21 protein-coding genes are annotated in these 19,373 nt (G+C 47.5%); 20 read left to right on the top strand and 1 reads right to left on the bottom strand.

Translation table 11 applies throughout. The features are described from left to right. Positions 1-91 precede the first annotated feature (91 nt). Genes fliD through ACO0K3_RS09365 form a run of 6 tightly spaced genes read left to right on the top strand, consistent with a single transcriptional unit; the run spans position 92 to position 5,217 of the window. Positions 92-2,107 (top strand): flagellar filament capping protein FliD, encoded by a 2,016-nt coding sequence (gene fliD / locus ACO0K3_RS09390; RefSeq protein ID WP_422983933.1) that lies wholly within the window; start codon positions 92-94, stop codon positions 2,105-2,107. A 42-nt stretch (positions 2,108-2,149) separates the two neighbouring features. Then, positions 2,150-2,620, top strand: a complete 471-nt coding sequence (gene fliS / locus ACO0K3_RS09385; protein ID WP_422983931.1) for a flagellar export chaperone FliS — start codon at positions 2,150-2,152, stop codon at positions 2,618-2,620. 15 nt (positions 2,621-2,635) lie between these two features. Beyond that, a complete protein-coding gene (locus ACO0K3_RS09380; protein WP_422983929.1) occupies positions 2,636-2,953 on the top strand; it encodes a flagellar protein FliT in 318 nt (105 codons plus the stop codon). A 39-nt stretch (positions 2,954-2,992) separates the two neighbouring features. After that, positions 2,993-4,129, top strand: a complete 1,137-nt coding sequence (locus ACO0K3_RS09375) for a flagellar hook-length control protein FliK (RefSeq protein ID WP_422983927.1) — start codon at positions 2,993-2,995, stop codon at positions 4,127-4,129. Next, positions 4,116-4,421 (top strand): EscU/YscU/HrcU family type III secretion system export apparatus switch protein, encoded by a 306-nt coding sequence (locus tag ACO0K3_RS09370; protein WP_422983925.1) that lies wholly within the window; start codon positions 4,116-4,118, stop codon positions 4,419-4,421. Before ACO0K3_RS09375 ends, ACO0K3_RS09370 begins: the two co-directional genes overlap by 14 nt. Before the next feature lie 34 nt (positions 4,422-4,455). Further along, positions 4,456-5,217, top strand: a complete 762-nt coding sequence (locus ACO0K3_RS09365) for a flagellar brake protein (RefSeq protein ID WP_422983923.1) — start codon at positions 4,456-4,458, stop codon at positions 5,215-5,217. 117 nt (positions 5,218-5,334) lie between these two features. On the opposite strand, the gene fliE is transcribed toward ACO0K3_RS09365, so the two are convergent. Continuing rightward, entirely contained in the window at positions 5,335-5,700 is a 366-nt protein-coding gene (gene fliE / locus ACO0K3_RS09360) for a flagellar hook-basal body complex protein FliE (RefSeq protein WP_422983921.1), read from the bottom strand. A gap of 206 nt (positions 5,701-5,906) precedes the next feature. On the opposite strand from fliE, the gene fliF reads away from it, so the two are divergent. The 14 genes from fliF to ACO0K3_RS09290 all read left to right on the top strand — a co-directional run bounded on the left by fliF (position 5,907) and on the right by ACO0K3_RS09290 (position 19,226). Next, on the top strand, positions 5,907-7,619 hold the full coding sequence (gene fliF / locus ACO0K3_RS09355; protein WP_422983919.1) for a flagellar basal-body MS-ring/collar protein FliF: 1,713 nt from the start codon (positions 5,907-5,909) through the stop codon (positions 7,617-7,619). Further along, complete coding sequence (gene fliG, locus ACO0K3_RS09350) at positions 7,612-8,607, top strand: flagellar motor switch protein FliG (protein WP_422958593.1); 996 nt, start codon at positions 7,612-7,614, stop codon at positions 8,605-8,607. Before fliF ends, fliG begins: the two co-directional genes overlap by 8 nt. Next, complete coding sequence (locus tag ACO0K3_RS09345; RefSeq protein WP_422983917.1) at positions 8,600-9,271, top strand: flagellar assembly protein FliH; 672 nt, start codon at positions 8,600-8,602, stop codon at positions 9,269-9,271. Before fliG ends, ACO0K3_RS09345 begins: the two co-directional genes overlap by 8 nt. Before the next feature lie 94 nt (positions 9,272-9,365). Next, on the top strand, positions 9,366-10,679 hold the full coding sequence (gene fliI, locus ACO0K3_RS09340; RefSeq protein ID WP_422984057.1) for a flagellar protein export ATPase FliI: 1,314 nt from the start codon (positions 9,366-9,368) through the stop codon (positions 10,677-10,679). 33 nt (positions 10,680-10,712) lie between these two features. Further along, a complete protein-coding gene (fliJ, locus tag ACO0K3_RS09335; RefSeq protein WP_422983915.1) occupies positions 10,713-11,153 on the top strand; it encodes a flagellar export protein FliJ in 441 nt (146 codons plus the stop codon). A gap of 110 nt (positions 11,154-11,263) precedes the next feature. Then, the gene (locus ACO0K3_RS09330) at positions 11,264-12,646 is read left to right on the top strand and encodes a flagellar hook-length control protein FliK (RefSeq protein WP_422983913.1); all 1,383 of its coding nucleotides are present in this window, start codon (positions 11,264-11,266) and stop codon (positions 12,644-12,646) included. Positions 12,647-13,122: 476 nt separating this feature from the next. Beyond that, positions 13,123-13,626 carry a flagellar basal body-associated protein FliL gene (gene fliL, locus ACO0K3_RS09325; RefSeq protein WP_422983911.1) on the top strand — a complete coding sequence of 168 codons (504 nt, stop codon included), beginning with the start codon at positions 13,123-13,125 and terminating at the stop codon, positions 13,624-13,626. A 40-nt stretch (positions 13,627-13,666) separates the two neighbouring features. Next, complete coding sequence (gene fliM / locus ACO0K3_RS09320) at positions 13,667-14,683, top strand: flagellar motor switch protein FliM (protein WP_422958598.1); 1,017 nt, start codon at positions 13,667-13,669, stop codon at positions 14,681-14,683. Next, positions 14,673-15,101: a flagellar motor switch protein FliN gene (gene fliN / locus ACO0K3_RS09315; RefSeq protein WP_422958114.1), complete on the top strand. Its 429-nt coding sequence runs from the start codon at positions 14,673-14,675 to the stop codon at positions 15,099-15,101. The genes fliM and fliN overlap by 11 nt, the downstream gene beginning before the upstream one ends. A gap of 47 nt (positions 15,102-15,148) precedes the next feature. Next, positions 15,149-15,589: a flagellar biosynthetic protein FliO gene (gene fliO, locus ACO0K3_RS09310; protein WP_422983909.1), complete on the top strand. Its 441-nt coding sequence runs from the start codon at positions 15,149-15,151 to the stop codon at positions 15,587-15,589. A gap of 71 nt (positions 15,590-15,660) precedes the next feature. Continuing rightward, positions 15,661-16,395 (top strand): flagellar type III secretion system pore protein FliP, encoded by a 735-nt coding sequence (gene fliP, locus ACO0K3_RS09305; RefSeq protein ID WP_422984055.1) that lies wholly within the window; start codon positions 15,661-15,663, stop codon positions 16,393-16,395. A gap of 135 nt (positions 16,396-16,530) precedes the next feature. Then, the gene (gene fliQ, locus ACO0K3_RS09300; RefSeq protein WP_422958112.1) at positions 16,531-16,800 is read left to right on the top strand and encodes a flagellar biosynthesis protein FliQ; all 270 of its coding nucleotides are present in this window, start codon (positions 16,531-16,533) and stop codon (positions 16,798-16,800) included. A 56-nt stretch (positions 16,801-16,856) separates the two neighbouring features. Continuing rightward, entirely contained in the window at positions 16,857-17,648 is a 792-nt protein-coding gene (fliR, locus tag ACO0K3_RS09295; protein WP_422958603.1) for a flagellar biosynthetic protein FliR, read from the top strand. 12 nt (positions 17,649-17,660) lie between these two features. Beyond that, positions 17,661-19,226, top strand: coding sequence for an NAD(P)H-hydrate dehydratase (locus ACO0K3_RS09290; protein ID WP_422983907.1), 1,566 nt, complete (start codon positions 17,661-17,663; stop codon positions 19,224-19,226). Positions 19,227-19,373: the final 147 nt, after the last annotated feature.

Genomic DNA, 19,373 nt, shown 5'->3' with positions numbered 1-19,373 from the left:
TACTTTAAAACTGATAGGTAAATCCCCCTCTAAAGTCTGGTTTGCCTGAGCCGATAACTAGGTATAGTGCAAGCATACGAAGGGGAATATAGTGACTATTCAATCAACAGGTATTGGTTCAGGACTGGACGTCAATACACTGGTTACCAAATTAATGCAGGTAGAAAGCCAGCCCTTAACGGCTCTCGCTACCAAAGAAGCGAGCTATCAAGCGAAGCTGTCTGCATATGGATCATTGAACAGTGCCCTTAGCGCATTTCAAAGTTCCCTATCGAGTCTCAACAATCCCTCCACGTTTCAATCTCTCAATGCCTCTTCCGGAGACTCTACGATCGTCTCCGGATCAGCAACTAGCGGTGCTGCTCCAGGTAATTACAGCGTCAACATTACCAAGTTAGCCCAAGCTCAATCCATCTCAAGTGCGGGACAAGTCAGCACAACAAACGCTATCGGTGACATAAACGCTACAACGACAATTTCTTTTCAGTTCGGTACGATTACCGGCACTGCGACGAATGGCGTGTATGGAACAGGCACAACATTTACCCAAGATGCCGCTCAAGCAACTGGATCAATCACTATTGACAGTAGCAACAACTCGCTTCAGGGTATTCGTGATGCCATCAACGCTGCAAACATCGGCGTAAGCGCAACCATCGTTGGCGATGGAAGTGCGACGCCATACCATCTGGTATTAAACTCAAGTAAGACTGGCGCTGCATCAAGCTTAAAAATTAGCGCGTCCGGTGATACAGCCGTTCAGGGTTTATTAAATTATGATCCCGCGGGAACCCAAAATTTTACTGAAATAAATACGGCACAAAGTGCAGCATTGAAAGTTAATGGGATCGACATTACCAGCGCATCGAATACTGTAAGCGGAGCCATTCAAGGTGTTAGCCTCAATCTGACTAAAATTGGAAGCACCTCTATCGCTGTTTCCGCCAATACGACAGGGATACAAGCCGGCATTAATAGTTTAGTCAAAGCATACAATGACCTGAACTCAACAATTAAGACGCTAACAGCCTATGATCCAAGTACAAAAAAGGGCGGATTATTACTTGGCGACTCGACTACTCAAAGTGTACAAAATCAGATCCGCAACTCATTATCCACTGCGGTAAATGGTCTTGGTGGTGGGCTGACTACCTTATCTCAAATTGGTGTCACGTTTCAAAAGGACGGCTCTTTAGCACTAGACTCAAGCAAGCTTACAACAGCCCTGACAACAAAGTTAAGTGATATTGGTGGTCTGTTTGCTTCTATCGGTAAAGCCAGTGATAGTTTAGTCAGTGTGGCCTCTTCCAGTTCTGCCACAAAAGCAGGCAGCTACAATTTAAACATCACTAAAATTGCTACGCAAGGTAGCTTAAGTGGAGACCTGTCTTTGCCGGCGACAACAACGATCGCAGCGAGTACCGCGATCAATGTAACCTTAGATGGTGTAACAGCCTCTGTAGGCTTGGCACAAGGCACTTACACACCCAGCCAGTTAGCCGCTCTGGTTCAGTCGTCGATTAATGGAACTTCTGCTTTCTCTGCAAATGGATCAACTGTTACTGCCTCTATCGGAGGTACGGGTAACCTCATACTGCAATCTGCAAAATTCGGAGCGACGTCAAATGTTAGTCTTGCGTCAAACACAGGATCCTCGGCCGCCCTATTAACCGGAAGTATCTTGGGCGGAACTGCGGGCAACGATGTAGCTGGTACATTAAATGGTGTAGCTGCAACAGGATCCGGTCAAACACTCACCGGAAGTGCAGGTTCCGATGCAGAAGGCCTAAAAGTTTTGGTATCTGGAGGTGCCGTCGGTACCCGTGGTACCGTCAACTTCTCGATCGGTTATGCGTACAAATTAAATAATTTATTAAATGGTTTTCTTGGCAGTAATGGCACCATTGCGAGCAGTTCATCAGGCGTCACGAAAAGTATTACCGACATCGGCAAACAACGTATTGCGCTAAATAGCCGACTTGCAGACACCGAGGCAAGATACCGGGCTCAATTTACAGCACTAGATTCCACCATCAGTAGTTTAAATAATACGAGTACGTTTTTAACTCAACAATTGTCAGCATTAACAGGATCGAATACCAAGTAAAAAAGTTTCTAGGTATTGAAATAAAAATTACGGGAGAAATACATGTTTGGCTCATCTCAAATGAACGGTGCCAATGCCTACGCAAAAGTCGGTATTGAAACTGGAGTCATTGCCGCTAGTCCGCACAAATTAATTGTCATGCTGTTCGATGGCGCAATTGTCTCGATTGGCAATGCGATCCAGCATCTGAATGCTGGTGAGATTGCGGCCAAAGGGAAGTCAATCTCAAAAGCGATCTCGATCATTGACAATGGCTTACGTGCAAGTCTCGATAAGAAATCTGGGGGTGATATTGCGGTCAGCCTGGATGCCTTATACGAGTACATGAATACACGTTTAATTCTTGCAAATTTGAATAATCAGGCCGAACTTTTGCTTGAAGTACAAAATCTGTTAAAAGATCTACGCAGTTCCTGGGAAGCGATTGCCCCAACTACGGCCTCTACCGTCGAACCACCTGTATTAAATACTGATGCACTCGCACCACGTTCTGCTAAATTTCTTGAGGCTTGATTGATGATGGATAGCATGGAAATGATCTCGATATACGAGAATGTCGCAACAATTACCGATCAAATGCTAAGTGCTGCACGCAATGGCGACTGGGATCTTTTGTCCAAGTTAGAAAGTGACTGCACCTCTCAAGTACAGATTCTTCGAATCCGTGAGGTTGAGCAAGAACTGTCACCTGATTTAAGAAGTAGAAAAATTCAGATCATCAGAAAAATCCTCGCTGATGATAAGGAAATTCGTAACTTAACTGAACCCTGGATGGCGCAACTCGCAAACGTCATGCGCAGTTCAGAATCACATCGTAAGCTAACGCGAACTTACGGCTCAAGCTAATTTTTAAGGTAAACACTGATGTTGCCAAGGGTCGATAATTTGCTAAGGCCCGTTGCTGCTATCGAAGCGCCGTCTGCTGTTGCCTCTCTTGGGGAAGCCAAACAAGAGGCCGTCAGTAAATTATCTCAACTGGTTATTGGCCGCCAAGTACAAGGCGAAGTACTTTCCCGGTTAAATGATGGCAGCTTCTTAGTGAGAATTGCAGGAACAACTGCAAAAATGAATCTCCCTGCTGATAGTAAGGCAGGCGATCTGCTTAATTTAAAGTTACTCACAGTCGATCCCCGCCCTACCTTTTTGCTTGGTGAAAGTAATCAGACTGTTATCGCTACCTTCCCCAAACAAGCGCTACTTGGACAAACCCTTCTCGACATGACAAGCAGTCATGCTGAAACAATTTCAGCAGACTTATCCAAAGCAGGTAATCTCCCGCAAAAAATATCGTCGGATCTGGCAGCATCAACAAGTACCCCCACTACAATTAGCCAGACAGCGAAACTTATCGACAGCATTCTGCATCTTGCTCAGGAAAAAGGCACTGCCAATAGCCTGATCGGAACAAGACCACTTGCTGAGCATAGCGACATACTAAAATCGCCAGTTGACTTATCTGCTCAACTGCAAAAAACGATTTCCTCAAGCGGGCTGTTTTACGAATCTCATTTAGCCGACCTAGCGGAAGGCAAACTCACCGCTGCAGATATACGACGAGAACCACAGGCCTTACAATCATTTCAAATCGAAGAAACCGCCCAAACCAGCCCTGATGATCAACTCGTCTCAGTCTCCGGTAAGCCTGTTGTCAGCACAGAGCTTACCCAGTTAATCCATTTGCAACTGGATGCACTAGAGCAGCAAAAAATCGTCTGGCAAGGAAATCTCTTACCCAATTTACCCATGCAGTGGGAAATTGTACGAGATCAACAAGAACAAAATGGTCCCGCAGCAGAAAGCGATAACGCATGGCAAAGCACCGTCCGTTTTGAATTGCCTCATTTGGGCGCAGTCTCAGCAACGATCCATTTGCGAGGTGAGCATATTCAGCTTTATGTACGCACCAGTCAGTCAGATACTGCCGAGCTTTTAAAGACTTACACCGCCCAATTAGCCGATTCATTAAAAAGCGCAGGCACCTCTTTAGATGCCATATCAGTCAAACAAGATGACAACACCTAAGCCAACATTACAAAATGCGGTAGCGCTCGCCTATCAGAACGGTGACTCAGCACCACGGGTAGTCGCAAAAGGAAAAGGGCTGATTGCAGAGCAAATTATCGCCAGAGCCAAGGAACATGGTGTTTTTGTCCATCAGTCAAAAGAATTGGTGTCTCTCCTAATGCAGGTAGAACTGGACAAAGATATTCCACCAGCGCTATATAGAGCGGTTGCAGAACTGCTCGCTTGGCTTTACCATATAGAATCTGAGAAGTCGGAGACACGGACGATATATCTCGATCAGAAAAAATAACTGTCACTTCCCAAATCAAAATCATACTAAAAACATGCAATCTTCTCCTCCGGTGCTAGGTACTGAGAATCAAAGTCCTTATCAAGTTGACTCACGTCGCGAGATTATTGCCTTGCTGCGAGGACTGAAAGAAAGCAACCAATTAATTAGTATGATGATTAATGGAGGTTCGGAAGTATTTATTACATCGATCCTGGAAGTTGACGACGGAAATAACAGTTTAATTATCGATAGCGCACCTGGACAACTTGCGAATCAACGTATTGTTGAGGCACCCAGAGTTTCTTTTGAAGGTTTGCTGGACCGTATCAGTATTCAGTTCTCGTCTTCAGGTGTTCAAAGAGCTACATTTGATAATCGCCCGGCTTTACAACTCGGAATGCCAACAAATGTCATCCGCCTGCAGCGTCGTGAGTATTACCGGATTAACACGCCGCTATCGAATCCTATTCGATGCATGATTTTTGTTGAAGATGAAGGCATGTCCCAGACTGTCAAATTTTCACTGGTTGATATCAGTTGCGGTGGCATTGCTATTTTGGATGAAAAAAAACTCCTCGATAGTAATATCGGAACAACCTACGAACATTGCAAAATAGACTTCCCGGGAATCGGTTTAATCGATGTCGACCTGCAAATCAGAAATGCGCAGGATTTGATACTGCTGAATGGCAAAACGAATCGTCGCCTTGGCTGTCAATTCCTGAACTTGTCCAGCACGGTTCTGGCCAGTATTCAGCGCTATATTATGAAGCTGGAGAGAGAGCGCAACTCCAAGCTGACCGGAATACGATAAGCGGTTTTACCCTTAGACGAGTTGGCAATAGCTAAGACACACTAAGAGTATTGTTTCAATCTGATTTGGACAGGTATATTCCTGTTGGTACGGATTCCGGTACTGTATAAAAAATTTCTATATTTGCATATTCATGATGTCATGATAAGCAGACACCAGTTTATTCCTGACCTGTACTGTTGTTTGAAATGAGATATTGGCTTTCTGCATCGATATCATCACGTCGGACAAACTGACCTTATCATCACCTAGAGCGAATTTCTTTCCCAGCTCCTGTGAAGTCGTCTGTACAGTATTTACCTGATCCAATGAAGCTTTTAATGCATCCGCAAAATCTAATTTTGCCGGTGCTGTCGCCTCACCGTTAATACCACCAACGCCACTAGCTGCGATCGGTACCGCCGACTCCATACGAGCTGCCGCCGCTTTAAGCTGTGCCACCATGGCATTGATCTGACTATTGTCAATTCCGCCTAATTTCATATTTTGCTCCGATTCAGTCGCAATAAGCCATTGCGCTACCTTAGCAGCCACCAACAAGAACATAGCGTTGATAAGAGCGACAAAATATGTCTTTTTCCTTGGATTGATTTTTAAAAATCGCATCACAATCAGTATCAAGGAAAAAACCCAACATGGATTTAATATGCAACACGATGAATTGACGACATCCCGACACGAGGTTGACCATGGCAACAGCTAACGAAGCGGTTCTGACTGCGCCAGGATCGGACTTACCTACCTTTTTGGGTTTTCCGCAGACACCAGGTCTGAGAAACATCATACTGGGTGTCGGTGCAGCTATTACGCTCGCTATTATGGTTGGCATATGGCTATGGAGTCAGACGCCAGACTACAAAGTCCTGTTCTCAAATTTCAATGACAGAGACGGTGGTGCCATTGTTGCATCCTTACAGCAAATGAATATTCCGTATAAATATTCTGAGGGTGGTAGTGCGATTTTAGTTCCGGCAAATCAGGTTCATGACGCCAGATTAAAACTAGCATCTCAGGGATTGCCCAAAGGCGGCAATGTCGGTTTTGAGCTGATGGAAAACCAAAAACTCGGTATCTCCCAATTTTTGGAGCAAGTCAACTTCCAACGCGCGCTCGAAGGTGAGTTAGCGCGCTCTATTCAAGCAGTCTCTTCGGTACAGGCAGCCCGAGTGCATTTAGCTATTCCTAAATCGTCTGTATTCATCCGCGACCAGCAAAAACCTACAGCGTCCGTGCTACTGAATCTTTATCCGGGCCGCAATCTCGATCAGCAGCAAGTCGGCGCAATCTTACATCTGGTCGCCAGTAGCGTGCCTGAATTGAACGTCAAAAACGTCACCATTGTCGATCAAAATGGCAATCTGCTATCCGACCCGACAAAACAGATGGGCAACAACACGCTTGATCCGGCACAACTCAAATACGTACAGGATTTCCAGCAAAATATTATCAAACGCATAGAATCCATCGTCTCGCCCATCGTCGGCACCAACAATGTCAGAGCGGAAGCAACTGCTGATATTGATTTTTCGCGCAGTGAGCAAGCTGCTGAAAGTTATCGCCCCAACTCTCCGCCAGAAGCCTCAACGATACGAAGTCAGCAATCCAGCGAAAGCTATAACAAAACAGCTAACGCATCTGGCATTCCAGGCTCCTTGAGCAATCAGCCGCCCGTACCTGCCACAGCACCAATCGTTGCCAACGGTGCAGCAGTTCAAAGCACAGGCGCATCGAATGCAGGTCTGGTGCAAAAAGACTCCACCGTGAATTACGAAGTCGATAAAACCATACGCTATACACAGCAGGCTATGGGCGGCGTAAAACGTCTGTCCGTCGCGGTCGTGATTAACTACAAATCAGAAACAGACAAGAACGGCAAAGTCACAACCAGAGCGCTCACCGATGTAGAAAAAAACCAGCTAACTGATCTGATCAGAGAGGCCATGGGGTTCAACAAAGAGCGTGGCGATACGCTGAATGTTGTCAACAGCCCATTTGCCGGTCCAGAAAAAGAATCTATAGTAGATATACCGATCTGGAAACAACCAGACAGCATCCAGATGGCAAAAGAGGCGGGTAAATACCTGCTCACGGCAATCGCCCTTGCCTATCTGTTTTTTGGTTATCTGCGTCCTATGCTATACAAAATGATGGGCAAAGACGAAAAAACCAAAAAACGTGAGGAAGAAGAAGAGCTGGCAATAGAAAATGAAAAAGCCCTGGCTAAACAAAAAGAAGAGGAAGAAGAGGAAGCTGCTATAGTCAATTTATCCAAAGATGCAGACGGCAATATCATTAAAGCATCGACAGGATATGAATCGAATTTGGACCTGGCCAAACAATTGGCAAGCACGGATCCGAAAATCGTAGCAAACGTAATCAAGACATGGGTGAGTAATGAGTGACGAAGGCGTACAAAAAGCGGCTACTCTGATGCTGGCGCTGGGGGAAGACGGCGCGGCAGAGGTGATGAAATACCTTGGCCCGAGAGAAGTGCAAAAAATTGGTGCGGCGATGGCAACCATCGGCGCTATTCCGCATGAAAATATTGCTAAAGTTCTTGAGCAATTCAGGGCAGCAGCGGATCTGAGCTCCTCAGTAGGACTGGATTCTGACGAATACATTCGCAATGTCTTGACCAAAGCCCTTGGCGATGACAAAGCCTCCTCTCTGCTGAATCGTATTTTGGGTGGCAAAGATGCCAGCGGAATCGAGAGTCTGAAATGGATGGACTCCCCATCGGTAGCTGACCTGATCAAAAATGAACATCCGCAAATCGTAGCCACAATTCTCGTACATCTGGAAAGCGATCAGGCATGTGAGATTCTGAATCAGTTTACAGAACGATTACGTAACGACGTCGTATTACGTATTGCGACGCTCGATGGTATTCAGCCAACTGCCCTGCGTGAATTAAATGATGTACTGACAAAACTACTGACTGGCAACGAAAGTCTGAAGAAAAAATCTATCGGCGGCGTCCGTGCCGCAGCAGAAATTCTTAACTTCATGAGCGGTGACAATGAAGCCTCAGTCATGGAGAATTTACGTAAATACGATGGTGATATGGCAGAGAAAATCATGGATGAAATGTTCGTCTTTGATAACATCCTGGAAATTGATGACAAAGGAATCCAGCTTCTTCTGCGTGAAGTACAGTCAGACTCACTCATCGTCGCATTGAAAGGTGCTAATCCTGATATGCGCGAAAAAATCTTTAAAAATATGTCTCAGCGCGCTGCCGAAATGATGCGCGAGGATCTGGAGTCAAAAGGTCCAGTACGCTTATCTGAAGTAGAGGCGCAACAAAAACAAATTCTGCTGATCGTACGACGCCTGGCAGACGAAGGTCAGATCATGTTGGGAGCCAAAGGCGAGGACGCGTATGTCTAGCGTCATTTCTAAAGGAAGTCTCTCCCCTTTCCAACGCTGGGAAATGGCATCCTTTGGTGATGATCGCCCTTCCCATCAAGCCGAAAAAAAAGTGGCATCAACTCTGGCTGAAAAAATTAATCTGGAAGAAATTCAGCGACTGAAAGAAAGCTCACATAAAGACGGCTACGCAAATGGCTACAAAGAAGGATATATCAGCGGACTGCAAGAAGGCAAAGATGCTGCTTACGCTGATACAAAAACCTTGATAGAGACCGAAGTAATCCAGCTTCAGTCATTAATGGAAAACGTATCGGAACAAATCAATACCGCAAGTGCCGTAATGGGCTCGGAACTACTTGGCTTGGCTCTGGAGCTCGCCGAGCGTATGCTCAAAACCCGCATCGACATTGATCCTGAAGTAATTCTTCCTATTGTCAGAGAGGCGATTGACTCCCTTCCCTCTATGCAGCAACCAGCACAAATTTTTGTCCATCCTGCCGACGCAGAAATTCTCAAACTCCGTGCCGGAGATGAACTCATCAACGCAGGATGGCGTATTCACACAGACAATCATATTGAGCGAGGTGGATGCAAGATTGAAACCGCTCAAAATCTGATTGACGCGACAGTAGAAACGCGCTGGCGCCGTATTGCTGAAGCCGTCAAAAAGTCCATGCCGTAATGGCCGTATCATAGATACTATGCGCCCTCCACTATCCGATTCCTGGCAAAAACTAATCGACAACAGCAAAGATCAGCTTGCTCATGTACAGCCGATGCTATCAGCAGGCAGAGTGACTAAAGTCACAGGCTTGGTCATGGAGGCTGTTGGATTGAAATTACCCGTTGGCAGCGCTTGCAGTGTGCATTTACAAAGCGGCTCGACCATTGATGCAGAAGTCGTCGGATTTGACGGCGATCGCCTCTTTTTAATGCCACACAGCGACCTTGGTGGCGTAACACCAGGCACGCCTGTTTATGCAGAAGAGACTCTGTTTCTCGGAAATAGCAAACATCCTCGCAGACGCCCCAGCGATCGCACCAGACATTTGCCAGTCGGCTATGAATTACTTGGCCGCGTGCTAGATGGTAACGGCAAACCCTTAGATTCACTTGGTCCGCTGATGGCAACAGAATCAGCGCCGTTAGGGTCGCGTATCTATAATCCTTTATTACGTGCTCCAATTGTTGACACACTGGATGTCGGGGTGCGTGCTATTAATAGCATGCTGAGTGTAGGCCGAGGTCAACGCCTAGGTTTGTTTGCAGGCTCTGGCGTGGGTAAAAGTGTCTTGCTAGGCATGATGGCGCGCTACACCACGGCGGATGTCATCGTGGTTGGCCTGATTGGTGAACGTGGTCGCGAAGTCAAAGAATTTATTGAGCAAATTCTGGGAGAGGAAGGTCTTGCAAGGGCCGTAGTCGTCGCAGCACCAGCTGATGCACCGCCACTCTTACGCCTGCAAGGAGCGGCCTACGCGACGACGATTGCAGAATATTTCAGAGATCAGGGTAAAAGCGTCTTGCTGATCATGGACTCACTGACCCGCTACGCCATGGCGCAGCGCGAAATCGCGCTGGCGATCGGCGAGCCACCTGCGACCAAAGGTTACCCCCCATCCGTCTTCGCCAAGTTACCGATTCTAGTAGAGCGCGCCGGTAATGGCATTGAGGGAGGCGGTTCCATCACTGCGTTTTATACAGTGCTGACCGAGGGCGATGATCAGCAAGATCCGATCGCTGATGCCGCCCGCGCGATTCTGGACGGCCACATTGTTCTCAACCGCACTCTTGCCGAGAGCGGTCACTACCCTGCGATTGATATTGAGCAATCCATCAGCCGTGCAATGCACAGTATTACGTCGTCAGAACATCAAAAACTCGCCAGAAAATTAAAGCAACTATACTCGCGCTATGAACGGAGTCGCGACCTGATCAGTGTTGGTGCCTATTCTGCGGGATCAGACCCGTTATTAGATGAGGCAATACGACTGTATCCGCATATCACCGCGTTTTTACAACAAGACATTCTTGAGAAATCGACTATAACCGAGAGCTTGCAGGGACTTTCTGCTCTATTCAACGCTTAGATTTCGCTTCATCTTCACTATACTTAGATTGAAATGACGAAAAAATCTCCTATCAGCACACTAATTGAACTGGCTGAAAAAGATACCGATGAAGCGGCCAAAAATGTAGGCAAGGCAATTCGTGCTCTAGAGGAAACAGAAAAGCAATTAGCGCTGCTATTACAATACCGTGATGATTACGTCATGCGATTTCAGAATGGTGCGGCGGCTGGATTGAGTGCAGGACAGTATATGAATTTTCAGTCGTTTATATATAAGCTGGATAGCGCAGTTGACGGGCAAAGAAAAATTGTCAAAGACGCCGAATATCGCGTCAGTAAGGCACGAAGTCTTTGGCAGGAATGTGAAAAGAAACGACTTTCTTACGGCATTTTGCACAACCGAGCACAAGCCGATGTGCTAAAAAAGGAAAGTAAGCTGGACCAGAAACAAACTGATGAACATGCAGCAAGAAGTTACTTTTACAAGTCTTGACTGGGCACCAGTTCATCGACGTAAATGAATGAGAATACATAAGGTCAGCAGACCATTTTGTACTCAGACCGATAGATGAGTTTTCTTTTAGTGATAATGTTGGTGACCATATGCAAACAGCACTTATTCCGAGCTCGACTGATACTATCTCGACTTCTGCCTCTAATTCTGCCAAACAGAATAACGCCGCCAGCAGTGCCAGTTCAGGTACCTCATTTAATCAGTTCCTGAACAAAGAAATCACTCAGCAAAAACCAAAAGAAGCCACAAACGCACCGACACCTCCGCAAAAAAACGCTGCTCCTGCAACCAGTAACGCAAATAAACCTGCTAATAGTCAAACGCCGGTATCCAACACCGCACAAGCAACAAAGTCAGACGCGGCAAGTAACGACAACAATAAAGTCGATAAAAACAAAACTAGCAGCAATAACGACGGCGATCAGACAGCGAACGACAACAGCAATGTCGACAAAGCTGATAACGCAGAGCAGACAAATAATGCACAGCTCATCGCACTGGTCGGCAATATCGGACAATTTTCAACTGACACGGCCAAAGTCGACACTAGCGTCAAAGATGAAGCCAAAACAAATGATGCGGCTCTGGCTATCGTCGACACATCCAGCGCCGTGGCAGCGCAGTTGCGTACCGATACTAAAGACCTACCTGACACCAACTTAACAGCGGCTGGCAAAATCGGTACAGCCCCGCTGATAAAAACGGGAGAAAACAATCAGGCCGAGCTAAAGCAAAGTATTTTGCCTGAAGATAAAACCAGTTTGACGCTGGCAGATGACCAGCTCGCCCAAGGTAAAACAAAAGACAAAGCTGAGACTCTGACAGAACCTGCACTCTCTGCCAACGAGAAAAATCCACCGAAGACAGTAGCGCAACTCGCGGCTGACTCAGCTAAAAATAGTGTGACAGAGAAAAATGCTTCCTTAGAAAAAATGCAGGATGCAGCGCCGGCAATTCCTCAGGTATCACATAATTTTGCCCAGCAATTAGCGATCAGCACGAACCAGGTCGCCAGCACCGTGGTCGCGGAGCATCTGTCTCCACGGGTAGGCAGTTCAGCCTGGGATCAGGCGGTTGGTCAAAAAGTCGTCTGGATGGTCGCTGGTGGCGAACAGACTGCCGAATTGACCCTTAATCCACCAGACCTGGGACCATTACAAATTGTCCTTAGTGTTAGTAACGACCAGGCTAGTGCAACTTTCAGTTCAGCTCAGCCGGAAGTACGGGAAGCCTTGGAGGCTGCATTACCAAGATTAAAGCAAATGATGAGTGATGCAGGCGTACAGTTATCTGGCTTCTCGGTTAATTCACAGGCCTCACAACAAAATAATCAACCGCCTGAAAGTCAGAGTCGCTCAAGCCTTAGCGCCTCACGTCAGACAAACGGGAATAACGAGACTGAGTCCAGCGCGACAACAACGATAGTAAAAAGAAGTACGGCAAAAATCGGTGGTGTCGATACCTTTGCCTAGTCCCGGCAAGGATTTCACCGAGCAATAAGCCGTTATCTGATCAAAAGGGAAACGCAGACAATTCTGCCACTTCTCTGCTGAACTGGGACGTGAACTTCCCGGCAATCGACAACCGACAATCCGCCTACTAACACTAAGCGAACGGATAATTCTGTCGCAAATACGCTGTGCACCTCTGTAAGCAGATCTTTCGCATGTAAAATAGCTTGAGAGTGGTCTTTCAATATCAGTTATGTTATCGATGATCAGATGCCATCGAAAGATGGCCCTAATCAAAGCGGCGAGCCCTTCAAAATCGCGATTTAAAAGACGCCACTCAAGACCAATCTGACTAAACTGGCAATACCGGTGATTATGAGAAATGAAAAGATGAGTGGGAATATGCCCTCTGTTTCTTGGATGTCATTGATCAACTATTGCAGATAATGTGAAACATGATAGATGCATGAACAAAGTGCATCGTTTGAGAGGAAAAAATGTCTAAAGCACCAGCGAAGGCAGCAGAAACGAATGCCGCACCCGCAGGCAAATCTAAGAAAAAGCTGATCATCATGATCGCGGCAGGTGTATTAGTGCTGGCAGGTGTCGGCGGTGGCGCTGCGATTTTCCTGTCGAAAAAGAATGCCGCATCTAAAGAAAAAGAACACAAAGCTGAACCGGCAAAAGCTCCCGTATTCCTGGCACTAGAGCCTTTTACAGTAAATTTGCAATCTGAAAATGGTGATAAATATCTGCAAGTCACCATGACTTTACAAGTTCAGGATGAAGAACAAGTAAATCTGATCAAGGCAAATAACGCTCAGGTGCGTAGCCGTCTGTTAATGCTATTGTCAAGCAAGCAGGCGAGCGAGATTCTGACCTCTGAGGGTAAAGAACAATTGGCAGGAGAAATTGTTGACCAGGTTAAATTACCGTTCTCACCAAAAGGAGAGCCGCAAAAATTGTCTGGCGTTTTCTTCACCTCATTCGTAATTCAATAGTCTCAAACCATCTTGCCAATACCAAGGATCTGCATACACCATGTCTGATAATTTTCTCTCCCAGGAAGAAGTCGATGCGCTGCTAAAAGGCGTCACGGGAGATCAGGACGACTCGCAATCGCAAGAGGATACCTCTGGCGTTCGCCCCTACAATCTTGCTACGCAAGAACGTATCGTCCGCGGCCGTATGCCGACTCTGGAAATTATCAATGAACGTTTTGCCCGCTTATTACGTATCGGACTATTTAATTTTTTGCGCCGTAGTGCTGAAGTATCCGTTGGCACGGTCAGAGTATCTAAATATAGCGAATTTATCCGGAATCTGGTGGTGCCGACCAACCTGAACCTCGCGCATATGAAACCCTTGCGCGGGACGTCTTTATTTGTCATGGATCCAGGACTGGTCTTCTTATTGGTCGATAATTTATTTGGTGGTGACGGCCGTTTCCATACCCGGGTTGAGGGACGCGATTTTACACAGACAGAACAAAGGATCATTCAACGGATTCTGGAAATTATTTTCGAAACCTATGCTAAATCTTGGGAACCTGTCTATCCCGTCGAGTTCGAATATATCCGTTCTGAAATGAACACTCAGTTCGCGAATATTGCGACGCCAAACGAGGTTGTGGTGTCCACGACGTTCACAATTGAATTAGGTCCTGTCAGCGGTGAGCTACATATGTGCATGCCATACTCGATGATAGAACCGATACGCGATATCCTGACAAGCAGCCTGCAAGGTGAAACGCTGGAAGTAGATAAGCGCTGGGTGCGTCTGATGACACAACAAATCCAGATCGCGGAAGTAGAGATCGTGGCAGATCTGGGTACGACAAAAATTACGCTGGGTGATATTTTGAATATGAAAGAAGGTGATGTCATCCCTCTCTCAGTTCCGGATATTATTTCAGCAAAAGTAGATGGCACACCCGTCATGGAATGCAAATACGGTGTGTTCAATGGACAATATGCGTTGCGCGTAGAAAAACTGCTGAGTTCCAGCGTCAACGAAGTCGCGCACGAGGCGACGCAAGGAGAAAATCATGGACGATAATAACGATACGCCGATCAGTGAAGATGATTGGGGTGCGGCGATTGCCGAACAAGAAAAAGCCGACGCTGCCGCTGCCGCCGCGGCGGCAAGTACACCTGCTGCCGAACCAGCTATCTTTAAAGAATTCTCCGGAAAAGGTTCACAGACCGAAACCCATAATGATATTGATTTCATTCTCGATATTCCGGTACAACTGACCGTCGAATTAGGCCGTACCAAAATCGCAATCAAGAACCTGCTGCAATTGGCACAAGGTTCGGTGGTTGAATTAGATGGCCTGGCAGGTGAACCGATGGACGTACTAGTCAATGGCTGTCTGATTGCTCAGGGTGAGGTTGTGGTGGTAAATGATAAATTTGGTATTCGCCTGACCGATATCGTGACACCGGCTGAGCGCATCCGTAAGCTGAATAAATAATGCGCAGACCGCCTGGCAAACAGAGTATTACTGCACTGAACTTGATTATGAGTTTGAGTCTCAGTGTAAGTATCAGTATTGCGCTGCTATTGACATCAAGCAGCCTGGCGGTTGCCGCCGACAATGCCGCTATCTCACCAACTACAGGCTTGCTACAAATTTTTCTTGGTCTGGTCGCGGTACTTGCATTAATGGCCTTTGCTGCCTGGTTTTTTAAACGGCTTGGCCCTGTTACCGCCGCGAGTAAAGTGCCGGTGACGGTCGTCGGTGGTGTGAACGTGGGAAATCGCGAACGTATCATGGTCGTCGAAGTCGCAGATCAATGGATCGTCGTTGGTGTGACTGCTCAACAAATCACGACCCTGTCGACGATGCCAAAACAAGCGCAAGCGGAGATATCCGCTTCAGGTAATACCGCAACGAACCCATTCGCCAACTGGCTAGCCCGCACAATGGATAAACGCTCTGCAGATAAAGCAGCAGAATAATGCGCTGTACACCAACCACTAGTATGAATAACTTGCGTCCTCCCTACTTTCTGCAAGCACCGGTGATCTTGATGTTTATCTTGCTCATACTGGTATGTATTTTTCCTGAGCAGGCACACGCACAAACCACGGGCGGCTTACCGGCGATTACCTCGACACCGGCAGCAGGCGGCGGTCAAAACTATTCGCTAAGCATACAGACGCTGTTATTTCTGACGGCGCTGTCCTTCATCCCGGCGATCTTGTTAATGATGACCAGTTTTACCCGCATCATTATCGTCCTGTCCTTGTTACGCCAGGCCCTGGGAACGCAATCAGCACCACCGAATCAGGTAATGGTTGGTCTCGCTTTATTTCTGACCTTATTTGTCATGGGACCGGTATTCGATAAAATTTATGCCGAGGCGTACCAGCCTTTTGCAGAAAACAAAATGTCGATGTCCGAGGCCATGGACAAAGGTGCCGCACCGCTTAAAGCCTTTATGCTGAAACAAACCCGCCAGAGCGATCTGGCGCTATACGTCAAGTTATCCAACACACCCGAGTTGCGCGGACCTGAAGATGTGTCTTTACGCATTTTGATCCCGGCATTTATTACCAGTGAGCTAAAGACAGCGTTCCAGATCAGCTTTGCGATTTTCATCCCGTTCCTGATTATCGATATGGTGGTCGCCAGCGTATTGATGTCGATGGGGATGATGATGGTGTCGCCGTCGATTGTGTCATTGCCGTTTAAATTGATGCTGTTCGTGCTGGTCGATGGCTGGCAATTGCTGATCGGTTCTCTGGCACAGAGTTTTTATTAGCGACGACCATCGTTCTGCTTGCCTATGAAGTTGATTGGCGAAGTTAATTGCTGAGCTTGATCAATATCGTTTAACGCTGCAGGCAACTCAGGCCCATGTTGTCGAGTTTTATTAAATTTAGTTAGGGAACACAGTATGTCACCAGATAGCGTCATGACCCTCGGCCGTCAGGCAATGGAAGTCACCTTAATGGTATCGGCACCGCTTCTACTGGTCGCTCTGGGAATCGGCCTGATTGTCAGTATTTTTCAGGCAGCGACACAAATTAATGAAACGACTTTGTCTTTTATCCCCAAGCTCATTGGCATCTTTGTCACCCTGATCGTTGCCGGTCCCTGGATGTTGTCGGTACTGACGGATTACATGCGTCAGATGTTCACTAGTATCGCAACGATGGCAAGTTAATACTGACACTGAATTGCTGATACTAAGCTCTTGCGTTCACACACCCCTCCCAACCTATGGTGTCTTTTTCTGGAAATGAACTGATCGCCCTGATCGCGTCTTTTATCTGGCCTCTGACCAGAATACTCGGCCTGATTGCAATTGCTCCTCCATTTGGTAATAACAGCGTACCTGTTCAGGTCAAGATAGTCTTAGGCGTCATGCTGGCATTGATTGTTGCGCCAACCATACCGCCCTTGACAGGAGCCGATCCGGTGTCACTTACAGGTGTGATGATATTGATGCAGCAGTTCGTAATCGGACTGGCGATGGGATTTATGATGCGGGTTGTTTTTGCGGGCATCGAAATGTCAGGAGAAGTAATCGGACTGACGATGGGTCTGGGTTTCGCCACTTTTTTTGATCCACAGACGCAAGGACGCTCATCGGCAATCAGTCAGTTTCTGGTGCTGGTCGCAACCCTGCTGTTCCTAACGCTGAATGTACACTTATCGATGCTGGCGACGCTCGTTGAGAGCTTTACTACCATCCCGATCTCTACTTCGCTCACTGCAGGATTTAGTTTTCAGCGCCTCGCCATCTGGGGGCAAGAAATTTTCAGTACCGCTATGCGACTGTCCTTACCCATTGTGGCGGCGCTGCTGATTACCAATATCGCATTGGGGATTTTAACGCGGGCCGCACCTCAACTAAACCTTTTTGGTATCGGTTTTCCGATAACGATAGGCGTAGGCTTTTTGATGCTGGGAATGATTTTGCCTTATTTGATGCTACCGATAGAAAATCTTTTTCAACACGGCTTAGAAGCGATATTATCATTGGGAATCACCACGCCTCCTCACCGCTAGCTGAGAATTCCCATGACTTTGCCCCTGCCGTTTTCGACGAATACCCTGTATTCCATCGCAGATATCCGTAGCGTCGAGCAACAAGCGCACTCCACGCTGACCTCTGGCTCCCTGATGCGCGCTGCGGGTCAGGCAGCAGCGGTATTCGCCCGCAATCTTGTGCCCTCCGGCAGCGCTGAAATACTGGTGCTTGCCGGTCCGGGCAACAATGGCGGAGATGCACTGGAAATGGCTTATCTGTTCGCTGCCGCGGGTGATCGTGTCTCGGTCATCATCGCAGAGGGCATACAACATTATTCAGTCGACGCCAAAGAAAGTCTGCTAAAAGCACAATCAAGTCAGGCGCATTTTTTTGGCCTCGACTATCTGCAAAAAACCACTGGCAAGCAATGGACCCTGATCATTGATGGACTGTTTGGAATTGGCTTGACTCGTCCGGTTAAAGGCAAGATGTTCCAGCTGATTGAGCACATCAATCGCTATACAGCACTCTCCGGTGTGCCGGTCGTGGCACTTGATGTGCCGAGCGGATTGAACGCGGATACCGGCCAGGTAGTCGGTACAGGGGGTATTGCCATACGCGCCAGCCATACCATCACGTTTATTGCGAACAAACCTGGACTGCATACCGCCGCAGGTAAAGACTATGCAGGACAGGTCAAGGTTGCTGATCTGGCGATTGCATCTCAGCTCTTCCCCGCGCCTGTCGCCGTACTCAGCAACGCGGCGGTGCTGCTGGCATCCAGCAACCCACGTCCGCATAACAGCCACAAAGGCAGCTACGGTGATGTCTTCGTGATTGGCGGCGAAGAAGGCATGGCAGGCGCGCCCATATTGTCAGCACGAGCGGCTTTGCATGGTGGTGCTGGACGGGTATTTGCCGGCTTCTTAAGCGCACCTCCCGCATTTGATAGCCGCTATCCGGAGTTAATGTGCCGTCGGGCAGAGGATGTTCATTTTATCGATACCACCGTTGTGATTGGCCCAGGTCTTGGTACATCTGAGCCGGCCAAAGCGTTGTTAATCGATAGCCTGAAGCAGGCAGAGTCACTAGTCATCGACGCCGATGCGCTGAATTTGATTGCCAGCGATACGTCCTTGCAAAAACTGGTGAATCAGCGCTCTCACATCAAAGACCCTGCAGGCAACGCTTTGCGTACCGTCATGACACCGCACCCCTTAGAGGCCGCCAGATTACTGGAAACCTCGACCGACACCATACAAGCAGATCGTTTGCGTAGTGCCCGGGCCTTATCCGACAAGTTCAACGCAACGATTGTACTGAAAGGTTCTGGTAGCATCATCGCCACGCCAGACGAAACATTGATCATCAACACCAGCGGCAACCCGGCTCTGGCGACAGCTGGCACAGGTGACGTGTTAGCGGGATTATGCGGAGCACTGCTGGCTCAAGGAATGGCAGCCCATGAAGCCGCCAATATCGCGGTATGGCTACATGGTAAAGCAGCGGATCAATGGGTCGCCCGCGGCAGAGGTCCGATCGGCATGACCGCCAGCGAATTAATCCCGGCGATTCGCGATTGCATCAATCACTACTCCAGGCGTCCAGAACGCTGAATTAATCATACTAGGGATGAGTATCATCAAAAACAATGCCTTAATCGCTTTATCGACGTAGTGATTGAAAAATACTCCCCTCTATTGATGTATTTCATCCAGCAAAAAACTATTCCTGTGAAATACAGTGGCGAAGCCAGCACGATT

The sequence above is a fragment of the Undibacterium sp. Rencai35W genome (assembly GCF_049340185.1).
Taxonomy (GTDB): domain Bacteria; phylum Pseudomonadota; class Gammaproteobacteria; order Burkholderiales; family Burkholderiaceae_D; genus Undibacterium.
This window is presented reverse-complemented; position numbering and strand designations above follow the sequence as displayed.

Coding starts and splice junctions, on each gene's coding strand:
- fliS (WP_422983931.1), top strand. CDS start 2,150: ATGTTTGGCTCATCTCAAATGAACGGTGCCAATGCCTACGCAAAAGTC.
- ACO0K3_RS09380 (WP_422983929.1), top strand. CDS start 2,636: ATGGAAATGATCTCGATATACGAGAATGTCGCAACAATTACCGATCAA.
- ACO0K3_RS09370 (WP_422983925.1), top strand. CDS start 4,116: ATGACAACACCTAAGCCAACATTACAAAATGCGGTAGCGCTCGCCTAT.
- ACO0K3_RS09365 (WP_422983923.1), top strand. CDS start 4,456: ATGCAATCTTCTCCTCCGGTGCTAGGTACTGAGAATCAAAGTCCTTAT.
- fliE (WP_422983921.1), bottom strand. CDS start 5,700: ATGAAATTAGGCGGAATTGACAATAGTCAGATCAATGCCATGGTGGCA.
- fliF (WP_422983919.1), top strand. CDS start 5,907: ATGGCAACAGCTAACGAAGCGGTTCTGACTGCGCCAGGATCGGACTTA.
- fliG (WP_422958593.1), top strand. CDS start 7,612: ATGAGTGACGAAGGCGTACAAAAAGCGGCTACTCTGATGCTGGCGCTG.
- ACO0K3_RS09345 (WP_422983917.1), top strand. CDS start 8,600: ATGTCTAGCGTCATTTCTAAAGGAAGTCTCTCCCCTTTCCAACGCTGG.
- fliI (WP_422984057.1), top strand. CDS start 9,366: ATGCTATCAGCAGGCAGAGTGACTAAAGTCACAGGCTTGGTCATGGAG.
- fliJ (WP_422983915.1), top strand. CDS start 10,713: ATGACGAAAAAATCTCCTATCAGCACACTAATTGAACTGGCTGAAAAA.
- ACO0K3_RS09330 (WP_422983913.1), top strand. CDS start 11,264: ATGCAAACAGCACTTATTCCGAGCTCGACTGATACTATCTCGACTTCT.
- fliL (WP_422983911.1), top strand. CDS start 13,123: ATGTCTAAAGCACCAGCGAAGGCAGCAGAAACGAATGCCGCACCCGCA.
- fliM (WP_422958598.1), top strand. CDS start 13,667: ATGTCTGATAATTTTCTCTCCCAGGAAGAAGTCGATGCGCTGCTAAAA.
- fliN (WP_422958114.1), top strand. CDS start 14,673: ATGGACGATAATAACGATACGCCGATCAGTGAAGATGATTGGGGTGCG.
- fliO (WP_422983909.1), top strand. CDS start 15,149: ATGAGTTTGAGTCTCAGTGTAAGTATCAGTATTGCGCTGCTATTGACA.
- fliP (WP_422984055.1), top strand. CDS start 15,661: ATGTTTATCTTGCTCATACTGGTATGTATTTTTCCTGAGCAGGCACAC.
- fliQ (WP_422958112.1), top strand. CDS start 16,531: ATGTCACCAGATAGCGTCATGACCCTCGGCCGTCAGGCAATGGAAGTC.
- fliR (WP_422958603.1), top strand. CDS start 16,857: ATGGTGTCTTTTTCTGGAAATGAACTGATCGCCCTGATCGCGTCTTTT.
- ACO0K3_RS09290 (WP_422983907.1), top strand. CDS start 17,661: ATGACTTTGCCCCTGCCGTTTTCGACGAATACCCTGTATTCCATCGCA.